Annotated in this window: 16 protein-coding genes and 1 other annotated feature (1 of these 17 only partly in view); all 16 genes read left to right on the top strand. The window is 34.1% G+C overall.

Annotation, left to right across the window (positions count from 1 at the left end):
* The first annotated feature begins 344 nt into the window (after positions 1 to 344).
* The 16 genes from J2S19_RS11930 (at position 345) to J2S19_RS11855 (ending at position 13,994) form a co-directional block, all read left to right on the top strand.
* Positions 345 to 1,127, top strand: coding sequence for a cell division protein FtsQ/DivIB (locus J2S19_RS11930; protein WP_307341895.1), 783 nt, complete (start codon positions 345 to 347; stop codon positions 1,125 to 1,127).
* On the top strand, positions 1,117 to 1,821 hold the full coding sequence (locus tag J2S19_RS11925) for a DUF881 domain-containing protein (RefSeq protein ID WP_307342196.1): 705 nt from the start codon (positions 1,117 to 1,119) through the stop codon (positions 1,819 to 1,821). The genes J2S19_RS11930 and J2S19_RS11925 overlap by 11 nt, the downstream gene beginning before the upstream one ends.
* Before the next feature lie 189 nt (positions 1,822 to 2,010).
* The gene (locus J2S19_RS11920; RefSeq protein WP_307341892.1) at positions 2,011 to 2,739 is read left to right on the top strand and encodes a DUF881 domain-containing protein; all 729 of its coding nucleotides are present in this window, start codon (positions 2,011 to 2,013) and stop codon (positions 2,737 to 2,739) included.
* Between the two features lie 2 nt (positions 2,740 to 2,741).
* Complete coding sequence (locus J2S19_RS11915) at positions 2,742 to 3,104, top strand: small basic family protein (protein ID WP_307341889.1); 363 nt, start codon at positions 2,742 to 2,744, stop codon at positions 3,102 to 3,104.
* 165 nt (positions 3,105 to 3,269) lie between these two features.
* Positions 3,270 to 4,559 (top strand): cell division protein FtsA, encoded by a 1,290-nt coding sequence (ftsA, locus tag J2S19_RS11910; RefSeq protein ID WP_307341887.1) that lies wholly within the window; start codon positions 3,270 to 3,272, stop codon positions 4,557 to 4,559.
* A gap of 44 nt (positions 4,560 to 4,603) precedes the next feature.
* Positions 4,604 to 5,755 carry a cell division protein FtsZ gene (gene ftsZ, locus J2S19_RS11905; RefSeq protein ID WP_307341884.1) on the top strand — a complete coding sequence of 384 codons (1,152 nt, stop codon included), beginning with the start codon at positions 4,604 to 4,606 and terminating at the stop codon, positions 5,753 to 5,755.
* Positions 5,756 to 6,241: 486 nt separating this feature from the next.
* Positions 6,242 to 7,174 carry a sigma-E processing peptidase SpoIIGA gene (gene spoIIGA / locus J2S19_RS11900; protein ID WP_307341881.1) on the top strand — a complete coding sequence of 311 codons (933 nt, stop codon included), beginning with the start codon at positions 6,242 to 6,244 and terminating at the stop codon, positions 7,172 to 7,174.
* A 494-nt stretch (positions 7,175 to 7,668) separates the two neighbouring features.
* Positions 7,669 to 8,388 carry an RNA polymerase sporulation sigma factor SigE gene (gene sigE / locus J2S19_RS11895; RefSeq protein ID WP_307341879.1) on the top strand — a complete coding sequence of 240 codons (720 nt, stop codon included), beginning with the start codon at positions 7,669 to 7,671 and terminating at the stop codon, positions 8,386 to 8,388.
* Positions 8,389 to 8,491: 103 nt separating this feature from the next.
* Positions 8,492 to 9,313 (top strand): RNA polymerase sporulation sigma factor SigG, encoded by an 822-nt coding sequence (gene sigG, locus J2S19_RS11890; RefSeq protein ID WP_370875140.1) that lies wholly within the window; start codon positions 8,492 to 8,494, stop codon positions 9,311 to 9,313.
* Positions 9,314 to 9,714: 401 nt separating this feature from the next.
* The gene (locus J2S19_RS11885) at positions 9,715 to 9,969 is read left to right on the top strand and encodes a YlmC/YmxH family sporulation protein (protein ID WP_307341873.1); all 255 of its coding nucleotides are present in this window, start codon (positions 9,715 to 9,717) and stop codon (positions 9,967 to 9,969) included.
* Positions 9,970 to 10,116: 147 nt separating this feature from the next.
* The gene (gene pgeF / locus J2S19_RS11880; protein ID WP_370875139.1) at positions 10,117 to 10,941 is read left to right on the top strand and encodes a peptidoglycan editing factor PgeF; all 825 of its coding nucleotides are present in this window, start codon (positions 10,117 to 10,119) and stop codon (positions 10,939 to 10,941) included.
* Positions 10,942 to 10,951: 10 nt separating this feature from the next.
* Entirely contained in the window at positions 10,952 to 11,638 is a 687-nt protein-coding gene (locus J2S19_RS11875) for a YggS family pyridoxal phosphate-dependent enzyme (protein WP_307341867.1), read from the top strand.
* A gap of 2 nt (positions 11,639 to 11,640) precedes the next feature.
* Positions 11,641 to 12,093, top strand: coding sequence for a cell division protein SepF (locus J2S19_RS11870; protein WP_307341864.1), 453 nt, complete (start codon positions 11,641 to 11,643; stop codon positions 12,091 to 12,093).
* A 4-nt stretch (positions 12,094 to 12,097) separates the two neighbouring features.
* Positions 12,098 to 12,364, top strand: coding sequence for a YggT family protein (locus tag J2S19_RS11865; protein ID WP_307341861.1), 267 nt, complete (start codon positions 12,098 to 12,100; stop codon positions 12,362 to 12,364).
* A gap of 98 nt (positions 12,365 to 12,462) precedes the next feature.
* A complete protein-coding gene (locus J2S19_RS11860) occupies positions 12,463 to 13,239 on the top strand; it encodes a YlmH family RNA-binding protein (protein WP_307341859.1) in 777 nt (258 codons plus the stop codon).
* A gap of 248 nt (positions 13,240 to 13,487) precedes the next feature.
* Positions 13,488 to 13,994, top strand: a complete 507-nt coding sequence (locus J2S19_RS11855) for a DivIVA domain-containing protein (protein ID WP_307341856.1) — start codon at positions 13,488 to 13,490, stop codon at positions 13,992 to 13,994.
* 83 nt (positions 13,995 to 14,077) lie between these two features.
* Positions 14,078 to 14,134: a binding site (T-box leader), on the top strand (it continues 175 nt past the right edge of the window).

Raw genomic sequence — 14,134 nt, 5'->3', positions numbered from 1 at the left:
ACTTACATTTCATCCTACGTTGTATTTTTTCGCAATCAATACGATATGAAAAAAGTACACGACACTTTTCTAAAATATTGTGTTCTACATACAGGGGTATTAGGTGCTGATAGTAATCTCCTTGTCTATGAATTGAAATGCGCGCCAGGTGTTGCAAGGTGTGTGTGCAGAAATGTAAAGGTGCTTGGCCTTGTCGTTAATCGGTTATAGCTAGGAAAGGTTAACTGGCCACTTTGTGATTACTTAGGATAGACAAAGACGTCGTGCTTTATTAAATTTCGAGTTACGAACTCAATATAAATAAAAACTTCCTTGCACCATTACCTTAGGATGAGGTGGAATCATTGGAGAAAAAAGTTGTTTCGTTAGAAGAGCGGATACCGAAATTACAACAACAACGAAAGCAAAAATCAAATAGAAGATTAATTTTGTTCTTATCATTATTCTTCATCTTAATTTTACTAGTAATATACTTCCAATCCCCACTAAGTAAAGTTGGGAATGTGTCTGTTAAAGGGAACAAAATTGTACCAACTGAAGATATTATTAAATTAAGTGGAATTACAAGCTCTTCAGGTTATTGGAACATTAACGAAGATAAGGTCATTAAAGACGTTTCAAGCATAGTTCACTTAAAAGATGTTAAGGTAGTGAAAAAATTTCCTAATTCTATAGAAATTATTGTCCAGGAATTTCAAAGTATTGCTTACTTAGAAAAGGGGAATGCTTACTTACCGATTCTTGACAATGGACAAGTGTTAAATGATTTCAAAGAGAGTACACCGGCTGATGCACCTGTGTTAATCAATTGGGAAAATGACAATGCGATTAAAGTAATGATTGAACAATTAACACAACTCTCACCTGCAATTGTAAATTCGATATCAGAAATTCATCATACACCTGAAGATACGGACCCTTGGTTAATTCGTCTATATATGAATGACGGATATGAGGTTATTGCATCAGTTCGAACATTCTCAGAAAAAATGGATTTATACCCTTCTATTGTTAGTCAGCTTGAAGAAGACAGTGAAGGAGTTATCCATTTAGAAGTAGGATCTTATTTCGAATCGTATAAACCGTTAGGAGAGGAGGAAGAAGATGAAGGTGAAATTGAAGGGTAGGTATGTTATATTATCCTTGATTTTTCTAGTATTAGGTTTTTTAATTTCCTACTCTTATCAGCTTACTAAAGACAAAATTCAAAATCGGACACTAACTTCTGAACAATGGGATAAGGAATATGAGACAAGAGCTTTATTAATTAATAAAGAGGAAGCGAATAAAAATTTACAAGAGGAACTCTTCGAAAAGCAAGAGGAAGTAAAAAAAATCGAAGAATCATTAAAATCTGAAAAACAAGTGTATTATAATCTTGTAGAAGATGTTGAGAAATATCGTATGTATATCGGTGAATTACCCATTAAAGGAAAAGGTATTCAAATAAAACTTGAGGATACATCATATATACCTGAAGGAGAAAATGTTAATAATTATATTGTCCACGAGAGCCATATATTTAAAGTCATCAACGAACTATATATATCAGGGGCAGATGCTATTTCAATTAATGGACAAAGACTAGATAGAAAGTCTTATATTTATTGTAACGGTCCTGTTATTACAGTTGATGGAAGGCAATTTCCTGCACCCTTCATTATTTCTGCAATTGGTGACCCCTCAGTGTTAATTCCAGCAATGAACATCGCTGGTGGTGTAATTGACCAGCTAACATATGAAAATATAGTTGTTACGGTTGAGGAGAAAGAGGAAGTTAGGATGGAGCCACTACTACAAGAACAAAAGTTAACATCTTAAACGAAACTGTTTGAAATGGCTATAAAACAGGTAATTGTTGATAGTTGAACAGCTTTATTAATTGGAAGGATGTTAAGATTTCGTACATATGTCTAATACACTACACTAATAATCCAGGCATGACGAAGGAAGCAATAGTCTTTAGAGGTTTAACAAAACCATACAAAAAAGAAGTGCTAGGTGGTTGGTTTGAAAAAGACAAATAGGCAAAGAGGTATAAGTTTTTCTGTTTTAACGATGTTATTTGGATTAATGTTGGCTATTCAATTCCAAACGATACAAGAACCGATCGTGAGAGATACTCGTGATATGTGGGAACTTCGTGAGGATATTAAAAGGGAACAGCAACTGCAAGTGGATTTATTGTCTGAGATTCGTAAGTACGACGAAATTATTGAGGCCTATAAAGAAGAGGAAAACCAAAATCCTGAAGTTGCTCTTAATGAGACTCTAAATGTTTTGAAGGAAGAAGCTGGCTTAACAGAGGTGAATGGTCGCGGTATTATTATTACAATTGACCAACTCTTTTCAGAAGAAATAATCGGAAAGCAAATCCAACATATCTCGCCAGATTTATTAAAACGGTTAATTAATGAATTAAATTCATATGAAGCAGAGGATATTTCAATTCAAAATCGAAGAATCATTAATTCAACAGTTATTCGTGATATTAATGGCCAAACAAAACTGGATAATTATAGTTTACATACTTATCCAATAATAATTAAAGTTATCTCTGAAAATGCAGATAAGTTATATAATCGAATGAACGCCTCTACAACTGATGAGGATTTTGCGATTGACAATTTAAAATTAACAGTCTCCGAGCCACAGGATAATATAACAATACCTGCATATGATGATGCAATTAGAGTACGGAATATGGAGCCAGCGGAAATTGAAAAGGGGGAAAAGTAGACATGTGGCTACCAATACTAGGTCTAATACTAGGCATTTTTTTAGGATTAGTGTCAGAGCTAAGGATTCCCCCTGAATATTCAAATTATTTATCAATTGCCATTCTTGCTGCATTAGATACTTTGATAGGTGGTATTAGAGCACATTTACAAAATATATATGATGAGATGGTGTTTGTTTCAGGCTTTTTTTTTAACATTATCTTAGCTGCAAGTTTAGCTTTTCTCGGTGTCCATCTTGGTGTAGACTTATACTTAGTAGCTGTATTTGCTTTTGGAGTAAGAACATTCCAAAATATTGCAGTCATTAGAAGAATCTTACTTTCGAAATGGTCTCTATCAAGAGAAAAAGTTAAAAAAAATTGAATATTTTAAAGGGAATAGAAAGTATTTGCCGAATAAAAACAAATAGGCATAAATCAAGTTAATATTCAAAAAATTTTACGAACATAGTAAAGATAAGATTCATTGTCATGTCGTTCTAGTAGCGAATAAAATAGAAAGTACTGATAGATAAGGAGGTGCCTTAGAATGAACAACAATGAACTATTTGTAAGTCTTGACATCGGTACATCCAGTGTTAAAGTGATTATTGGTGAAATGACAAATGATACTTTAAACATTATTGGTGTAGGTAATGTAAAATCAGAAGGATTAAGAAAAGGATCTATAGTCGATATAGATGAAACCGTTCATTCTATTAAAAAAGCTGTAGAACAAGCTGAGCGAATGGTTGGGATCTCTTTAAAGAGAGTCGTTGTTGGAGTTACCGGTAATCATGTACATCTTCAAGAATGCCATGGAGTTGTAGCAGTATCTAGTGAAAATCGCGAAATCTCCAATGAAGATGTCAGAAGAGTAATTGAGGCAGCCCAAGTCGTATCGATACCTCCTGAAAGAGAAATCATTGATGTAATCCCGAGACAATTTATTGTTGATGGTTTAGATGAAATTAACGACCCAAGGGGTATGCTCGGTGTACGCCTAGAAATGGAAGGTACAATTATTACAGGGTCAAAGACTATTTTACATAATCTATTACGATGTGTAGAACGTGCTGGACTTGAGATAACTGACATTTGCTTACAACCATTAGCTGCAGGTTCGGTAGCTTTATCAAAGGATGAGAAAAACCTCGGTGTTGCACTTGTTGAAATTGGCGGGGGTTCAACAACAATTGCTGTTTTTGAACAAAATCATCTAGTTGCGACAACTGTTTTGCCGATTGGCGGTGAGCATATTACAAAGGATATATCTATAGGTCTTAGGACATCTACAGATGAGGCAGAACGCATAAAAATCAAATATGGACACGGTTTTTATGATCATGCTTCTGAGGATGAAGTTTTTGAAGCATCAATTATCGGTTCTGACCAAAAAAGAACCTTTAATCAGCTTGAAATAGCAGACATTATTGAAGCTAGATTAGAAGAAATCTATGAGTTAATTCTCTATGAATTAAAAAGATTAGGTATTGGTGAGATACCTGGAGGATTTGTATTAACAGGCGGTACTGTAAAAATGCCTGGTGTGCTAGAATTAGGACAAGCTGTTTTACAAAATAGTGTGAGAATCGCAAGTCCTGATTATATTGGTGTTAGAGAGCCTCAATATATGACTGGGGTAGGATTAATCCAATTTGCTCATAAAAACGCAAAAATTCAAGGTAGAAAGATCGGATCTAATGTTTCAGTCAATGCTGTTGAAGTAGCTGCAACAAAAGAACAGCCTCAACAACAAATTAAGCAACAGCAACAACATCATCATGAAGAGAAAAAAGTTAGTAAAGTGAAGAAGTTCTTTGGCTACTTCTTTGAATAGATTACATCAAGTAGAAGTGATTTGATGGATTAGGAGGATTTCGCATGTTGGAGTTTGATACAAATATTGACGGCTTAGCAACCATCAAAGTAATTGGTGTTGGTGGTGGAGGTAATAACGCTGTCAATCGAATGATAGAGCACGGGGTACAAGGTGTAGAATTTATCGCTGTAAACACAGATGCACAAGCATTAAATTTATCTAAAGCAGAAATAAAAATGCAGATTGGTTCAAAACTCACTCGAGGATTAGGTGCAGGAGCAAACCCTGAAGTAGGCAAAAAAGCCGCAGAAGAGAGCAGAGAACAAATAGAAGAAGCGTTAAGAGGCGCTGACATGGTATTTGTTACAGCTGGAATGGGTGGTGGAACAGGTACAGGTGCAGCACCTGTAATCGCCCAAATATCTAAAGACTTAGGTGCATTAACTGTAGGTGTTGTAACAAGACCTTTCACTTTTGAAGGTCGTAAACGAGCAATGCAGGCTGCAGGTGGAATTTCATCAATGAAAGAATCGGTCGATACGTTAATTGTTATACCGAATGACCGTTTACTAGAAATTGTTGATAAAAATACTCCTATGCTTGAGGCATTTAGAGAAGCTGATAATGTGCTTCGTCAAGGGGTACAAGGTATTTCCGATTTAATCGCGACACCAGGTTTAATTAACTTAGACTTTGCTGATGTTAAAACGATTATGTCTAATAAAGGTTCTGCTCTAATGGGGATCGGAGTTGCGACTGGTGAAAACCGTGCAGCTGAAGCGGCCAAAAAGGCTATTTCAAGTCCATTGCTTGAAAAATCGATTGATGGTGCCCAAGGTGTGCTTATGAATATTACAGGTGGTACAAATCTAAGTCTTTACGAAGTACAGGAAGCAGCTGATATAGTTGCAACTGCTTCTGACCAAGATGTTAATATGATATTTGGTTCTGTTATTAATGAAAATCTTAAAGATGAGATTGTCGTTACAGTTATTGCGACTGGTTTCACTGAATCAGAAGTAAATCCATTAAAACAACAATCATCACGCCAAATAGCAGGCAATAATAATGCATCTGTCGTAAAACCGGTGCAAAAACGTGAAATAAAACGTGAAGAGACTCAAGAAGCTCAATCAACACGAAGTGGTATACAACAAGCAGAGGATACACTAGATATCCCAACGTTCCTCAGAAACCGTAATAAACGTCGATAAGTATTAGCAAGGACAAATGGTTGAATAATCATTTGTCCTTTTTATATGTCTAAAAATTAAGATGTAATTTTAGAAAACACCTTGCTGGTTTCGTATATTTGAAATAAGTGTATTATTAGTCCAATCTACTTTGAGAAGGTATCACATTGCCAGAAAATAAGAAAATAATTAATTAAATGTCTGTTGCTTCTTAGTAAAGTCATGAATTACTAGATTCATTGGTATTATGGAACGAAATACTTGTAAGTTAAACGTTATTACAAATACATTCTCTTTGATTTTCCTATCATCAATACATTAATCATTGAATTAATTCAGTTAATGATTATCCTCGACAAAATTTCTAAAATTCTCCCAAAAATACTAGCATTCTATCGGCAGTAAGTGACAGACTTTCTACTAAAGACGATTTATACTAAATGACATCGGATGTTACTAAACTATAACTGTATGTTACATTCCTTTAGAAACTGGAAGGAGTATACAATGTCGCTTTACTTAGACATTATCTGGCTACTGAATTTTTCCTTTGATTTATTATTGTTACTTTTAACATCTGTTGTATTGAAAAGAAAAGTAGGCAAATTAAGAATATCGCTTGCAGCTCTTACAGGTTCAAGTATTGTACTTATGTTATTTACCCCTCTTGCATTTATTGCAAATGAGCCAATTGGAAAGATGTTTATTTCCTTCTTGATGGTTTGGATTGCATTTGGGTTTAAACGCTTTAGTTATTTTGCTCAAGGCTTGTTAACTTTTTATTTTGTCACCTTTATGGTTGGCGGGGGAATGATTGGTGCTCATTACTTATTACAATCTGATATGGGCTTTTTAAATGGAGTAATAATGACAAATACATCTGGTTTTGGACATCCTGTTAGTTGGTTATTTGTCATTTTCGGGTTTCCTGCGCTATGGCTATTTTCTAAAAATCGTTTAGTCAGTTTAGAAACGAAAAAAATTAAGTACGAACAATTAGTTAATGTGATGATTACCGTTGACGATAATTGTTTTACAATAAAAGGTTTAATAGATAGCGGGAATCAATTATATGATCCGATTACTAGAAGTCCGGTCATGATTTTAGATACGTTAAAGGTAAAAGAACACATACCGGAACAATTACTCAACCAAGCTATCCAAGAAGATGTGATGAAATCATTAAGTGAACCTAGTCAAACAAGTCATCAGTGGGAGCACAGAGTCCGAATTATCCCATATCGGGTTGTAGGTAGAGAACATCAATTTTTATTAGGATTTAAACCAGATGAAGTCTTAATTGAAACAAATGATGAGAAAATAAAAGTGCAAAAAACGATCATTGGCTTAAATCGGACTACATTATCATCTGATGATGAATATGAGTGTATCGTCCATCCGAAGATGCTACAAGGACAAGTAATTGAAAACGTATCGTAAAGGAGGAGTGGAAATAATGAAGGTTACCTACTTAGTCAGTTTCAGTGTGAACTGTAAAGGTATGATGTTGTGATATTTTTTATAGTGCTTTATGAAATGCAATTAACTAGTAATGAAACTATTAATTATTGTCTCCAGGCTTTTATTGTTTAAGTTTGCTAAAGTAGCGAGAATGATATTTTAGACTTTAAATTATTTATAGTGTTATTACGAGAATGTACTCTCATTAGTTTAGTTGTGGTCATTCAAAAGTTGTACGAAATTAATAGGAACTATATAAGTAGCTCATTACATATTGAGCCAGATGGCGAATCGATGATTACTGCCTTAGGCAGATAAATGACCTGAAGTTTGGAAGTAGGTAGCCACTGAAGCATAACCTGTTATCACCTACCCCGTGGAAAGAGAGAACTGCAAGAGGACCAAAACGATAAAGACAATTTAGTGAATTACCCTTAATTAAATATTTAGAAGACCTTAGGAGGGGGAGGAAAATGAAAAAATTAAAATTACATCTTACATATTTATGGTATAAGTTATTAATTAAACTAGGGATTAAGACGGATGAGGTCTATTATATAGGAGGTAGTGAAGCGTTACCTCCGCCCCTTTCAAAAGAGGAAGAGGAAGTCCTATTACAAAAGCTGCCTACGGGTGACCAGGCGGCAAGATCAATATTAATTGAACGAAATTTGAGGTTAGTTGTATACATTGCACGTAAATTCGAGAACACGGGAATAAATATTGAAGATTTAATCAGTATAGGAACGATTGGATTAATAAAAGCTGTTAATACATTTAATCCGGAAAAGAAAATAAAACTTGCTACATATGCATCGAGATGTATTGAAAATGAAATCTTAATGTATTTGCGAAGAAATAATAAACTGCGTTCTGAAGTATCCTTTGACGAACCGTTAAATATCGATTGGGATGGTAATGAACTGCTACTATCAGATGTACTTGGAACAGAAGATGATATTATCACAAAAGACTTGGAAGCAAATGTTGACAGAAAACTATTGATGAAGGCATTACAGCAACTAAATGCTCGTGAAAAACAAATAATGGAGCTAAGGTTCGGCTTGCAGGGTGGGGAAGAAAAAACACAAAAAGATGTTGCTGATATGTTAGGTATATCACAATCATACATTTCAAGACTTGAAAAGAGAATTATCAAACGATTACAAAAGGAATTTAATAAAATGGTTTAAAAAAATTTTTTTAAGCAACTTATGCCTTACTGTATCAATTATTCTTGTGCATTAACACCCTCCTAATAAAAACTGCTTGTGCATATTTTTTCCTTTCGAGGAGATACTTAACACTGTACAGCAACTCCTGTTAGGAGGGAAAGAAGTGACAAGAAATAAAGTCGAAATTTGTGGAGTAGATACCTCTAAACTTCCAGTCCTTAAAAACGAGAAAATGAGAGAGCTATTTAAACAAATGCAAAGCGGAGACTTATCAGCACGAGAAGAGCTGGTGAATGGCAACTTAAGATTGGTACTTAGTGTAATCCAGCGATTTAACAACAGAGGAGAATTTGTTGACGATTTGTTTCAAGTTGGCTGTATAGGATTAATGAAATCAATCGATAATTTTGACTTAAGCCAAAATGTCAAATTTTCAACATATGCTGTACCAATGATAATTGGAGAAATACGTAGGTATTTAAGGGATAATAACCCCATTCGTGTCTCCCGTTCACTCAGAGATATCGCTTATAAGGCACTACAAGTTCGAGAGCGGCTAATGAGTGAAACATCTAGAGAACCTACAGCTGAAGAAATTTCAAAAGTACTAGATGTTCCTCATGAAGAAATTGTTTTTGCTCTAGATGCTATTCAAGATCCTGTTTCATTATTCGAGCCAATTTATAACGATGGTGGGGATCCTATCTTCGTTATGGATCAACTAAGCGATGAAAAAAATCGTGATATTCAATGGATTGAAGAATTGGCATTAAAAGAAGGAATGAGACGATTAAATAGCCGAGAAAAGCTCATTCTCCGAAAACGATTTTTTCAAGGTAAGACACAAATGGAAGTAGCAGAGGAAATAGGAATTTCTCAAGCGCAAGTTTCAAGATTAGAGAAAGCTGCAATTAAGCAAATGAATAAAAATATTCAAAACTAATACTGAAAAGGTAAGACTTCAGTTGAAGTAAAAGCGGTTCGGAAAATCTTCCGAACCTTTTTTTATTCTCCTGTAACAGATACTCTATAATATTAATTCAAATGGTGTACGTTGTATCTGCTTCGACGTATAGATTTATTTTTTATAAATTATTTCTTAATCAATTGAATAGTTTATCCTACCTTATACATAGATATGTAAGAGACAAACATTAGAATCAAGTTGTAATAGATGAAACATGTCAGTCTAGACATACTTTGAATTAAGTTTTCTACAATCTATAAGTTTTATCTTGAGTATTGTTGAGCCTAATAATGTTACATTTGCTCAAAACTCGTCTGACAAGCTTATTAATAGTATTTATCATGAGCTCTAATCAACTTATTAGGGGAGGTACATGTATGTATATTTCAGAATTCCAAACAAAGGATGTTGTGAACGTATCAGATGGTAAAAAATTAGGAAACATAGGTGATTTCGATATAAACGTTACAACAGGAAAGATACAAGCGATAATTATTAGTGGAAACGGAAGAATGCTTGGATTTTTTGGTAAGGATGAGGAGTTAGTTATTCCTTGGAAAAACATTGTGAAAATTGGTGAGGATGTCATCTTAATACGAATGAATCGTCAGATTGAAAGTCAAATCGAATAATTTCATAATCAATCTAAACGTAAACGTTAAGTTGTGTTAAAATAAAAGTAGTGTAAATTAGGTCATTCATGATTATTGATTTTTAAATAATCATGAATGGCAACACATTAGGATGTATGATTGAGAGTTGAAAATGTTATGTCAACAATGGAACCGTTTAAACAATTTAATGAGTCGCTCCTCATACAAACAGAATGGCAAAATCATGTTGAAGGATTAATCGTCGGGTCGACGACTCGAAACGGTGGAGTGAGCACTGCTGATTATTCGTCTTTAAATTTAGGTCTTCATGTTCAAGATTCGATAGAAAAAGTCGTCGAAAATAGAAAAATTGTTGCCGATACTACTAGTATTATGTACGATGGTTGGACTTTTGCAGAACAAGTCCATGGTCACCACATCGAAAAGATTACCACTGAGAATCGCGGTAAAGGTTTTTATTCGTATGATGAAGCAATCTCTAAATGTGATGGTTTTTATACAAGTGAGAAAGGAATCATATTAGCGCTTTGCTTCGCTGATTGTGTACCAGTTTATTTTCTTGAACCGAGTCGAAAAGTTGTCGGAATCGCTCATGCAGGTTGGAGAGGTACTGTAGAAAATATTTGTGGAAAGTTCATCGATATTTGGAAAAATGATGAACTAATTCTACCAGAGAATATTAAAGTTACAATTGGCCCGTCAATTAGTGATTGTTGCTATATAGTGGATGAGAAAGTAATTTCCGAGATTAACAAAATGAACATTCAACACATTAATCAATCATATGAGAAGATAACTGATAATGAGTATAAACTTAATTTAAAAGAGCTTAACAAATATTTACTTCTCAATGCAGGTATAAAAAATGAAAATATAACGATATCTCAATACTGTACATGTTGTGAGGAGGATTTATTTTTCTCACATCGACGAGACAAAGGGAAAACAGGAAGAATGTTAAGCTTTATAGGCATAAATAGGGAGGCTTAACTTAGAAATCATGAATGTTAAAGAAAACTATCAGCAAATCCGTAGCAATATTGAAGAAATATGTCAACGGTGTGGAAGAAACCCAGATGATATTCATATTATCGCTGTAACAAAATATGTAAGCGTGGATCGGGCAAATGCTGCACTTGAAGCTGGAGTTATTCATATCGGTGAGAACCGTGATGAAGGACTGAACATGAAGCATGAAGAGTTAGGTGAAAAAGCCACTTGGCATTTTATTGGGTCTCTTCAGACTCGAAAAGTAAAACAAATCATTGAAAAAGTAGACTACATACATTCTTTAGATAGGCTATCACTTGCAATAGAGATTAATAAACGAGCAACAAAGCCGATTAAGTGCTTTATCCAAGTAAATGTATCCGGTGAGGAATCTAAACACGGTATATCTCCGGGACAAGTAGCACAGTTTGTTGACGAACTAAAGCAATTCGAATTTATTGAAATAGTTGGCTTAATGACGATGGCTCCATTTACAGAAGATACAAAAATAATTAGGACATGCTTTAGGAAATTAAAGGAACTCCAATTAGAAATACAAGCACTATCACAATTGAACGCACCATGTAATGAGCTTTCAATGGGAATGTCGAACGATTACAAAATAGCCATCGAGGAAGGAGCAACCTTTATTAGGATTGGTACTGCCTTAGTTGGTAATGAAAGTAGAGGTGTATAAACATGTCAATTAAAAATCGATTTAAAAGTTTTTTTGCACTTGATGACGAAGAATTTGAATATGTTGAAAATGAAGTACAGCAACAACCAGAAGAGGAGCAACCACAGTCGTTTGCACCTGCAAAGACACAATCACATGCTCCAAAACAAAATGTTGTAAGTTTGCAAAGTGTTCAAAAATCATCTAAAGTTATTTTAAGTGAGCCAAGAGCTTATGCAGAAGCACAAGAAATAGCTGACCAACTAAAAAATAGACGTGCTGTTGTAGTGAATCTTCAGAGTATTCAAAAGGACCAAGCTAAACGAATTGTAGATTTTTTAAGTGGGACGGTTTATGCTATTGGTGGCGACATTCAGAGAATCGGTGCAAATATTTTCCTCTGTACCCCAGATAATGTTGATGTTTCAGGCTCAATTTCAGATTTTATAACAGACGAAGAACCGCAAAGGTGGTAAACACATGAATTTTGTATTTAATATCATTGGAAATGTGATAACAATTTATTATTTTGCGATCATTATTTATATCTTACTTTCTTGGTTTCCAGGTGCAAGAGAGTCAGGATTTGGTCAATTTCTCGCAAAAATTTGTGAGCCTTATTTAGAACCATTCCGTAAGATTATCCCTCCAATTGGTGGAATGATTGACATTTCCCCTATCGTTGCAATTATTGCTTTACGATTTGCACAAGCTGGTTTAAACTCGTTAGCAAGAATGTTTGGGTAAAGGACTTTATGTGCTATAAGGTCCTTTTTCTATTATTGAACAAAATTACAACGATTTGATACATAATAATTGTTAGTGAAAATTAATGGAGTGGCAAAATGAATAACATCTATCAACATTTCAGAGAAGACGAACGACATTTTATTGACCAAGTAGTAGGGTGGAAGCAATCAGTGGAAGAACAATATAGCCCAAGACTTTCGGATTTTTTAGACCCTAGGGAACAGGAAATTGTTCAATCAGTAATTGGTGAACATTCGGAAGTAAAAGTAGTTTTTTCTGGAGGAAAGGAAGACACGGAAAGAAAAAGAGCTTTTGTTTATCCTGATTATTACCAAGTCCAAGAAGAAGACTTTAATTTGCAGCTATTTGAAATACACTATCCTAGTAAATTTATACAAATTCAACATCGACAAGTCCTTGGATCATTAATGGGATTAGGTTTAAAACGTTCAAAGTTTGGTGACATCAGATTTAATGATACTATCGTTCAATTTATTTGCGCGTTAGAAATATCAGATTATTTAAAGGCAAACTTTCATGAAGTCGGTCGTACGAAAATAACACTTAAAACGAAGAACATAACTGATCTCATCACCGATAAAGAAGATACTCAAGAATTGATCACAACAGTATCCTCGATGAGGTTAGATGTGGTTTGCTCTACAATTTATAATTTATCGAGACAAAAAATCCAACCATTTATTTCTAATGGTCTCGTTAAGGTTAATTGGAAGGAAGTTAATCAACATTCATTTGAGTGTCGTGAAGGTGATACGATTTCAATACGTGGTTACGGTCGAAGTAAAATTATGTCTATTGAAGGAAAAACTAAGAAAGATAAATGGAGAATTGTTGTTTCGAAGCACATTTAATGCTGGTTAAGTAAGGCATGATTTACATAAAAAGATTGGTCTATGTTCACTTATGAAATCTTTTTACCCTTTACTTGTTAATTTGGTGGTCGTAAGTGCGTCAATAAAACTTTAGAAAATGTCATTTGAAATTTAGCATTAATCAAAAATATTTAATAAAATAGCAGGAAAATCAACATAGTTGTCGAAATATGATTTATAATGTTGACAAGAATATCTATTTTTAATACATATTGGAGGTGGCATCCATGCCTTTAACACCATTAGATATCCATAATAAGGAATTCAGTAAAGGGTTTCGTGGATATGATGAAGATGAAGTAAATGAATTTCTAGATCAGGTCATTAAAGACTATGAAATGATAATCCGCGAAAAGAAAGAACTTGAGACAAAGGTTACGGATTTAACTGAAAAATTAGGTCACTTTACAAATATTGAGGAAACATTGAATAAATCAATTATCATTGCTCAAGAAGCAGGAGAAGACGTAAAGCGTAACGCTCAAAAAGAATCAAAGCTAATCATTAAAGAAGCTGAAAAAAATGCGGACAGAATCATTAACGAAGCCTTGTCAAAATCCCGCAAGATAGCTATGGAAATTGAAGAGTTAAAAAAACAGTCAAAAGTATTTAGAACTCGTTTCCAAATGTTAATTGAAGCACAATTAGACCTATTAAAGAATGATGATTGGGACCATTTATTAGAGTATGAAGTGGAACCTATATTCGGTGAAGAAGAAGAATCAAAAAGCTAAACCTTGACTTTTTATCTTTAATTCGCATATAATACTTTATCGAAGATTGATTTTGATATAGAATAAGACAATATTGAAAAGTAATAAAGACAGTGAAAGGGATAAGTAATCTATTCACCCTTATGAAGCGAATCGAGGAT

This window comes from Metabacillus malikii (genome assembly GCF_030813355.1).
GTDB classification, from domain to species: Bacteria; Bacillota; Bacilli; order Bacillales; family Bacillaceae; genus Metabacillus; species Metabacillus malikii.
This window is presented reverse-complemented; position numbering and strand designations above follow the sequence as displayed.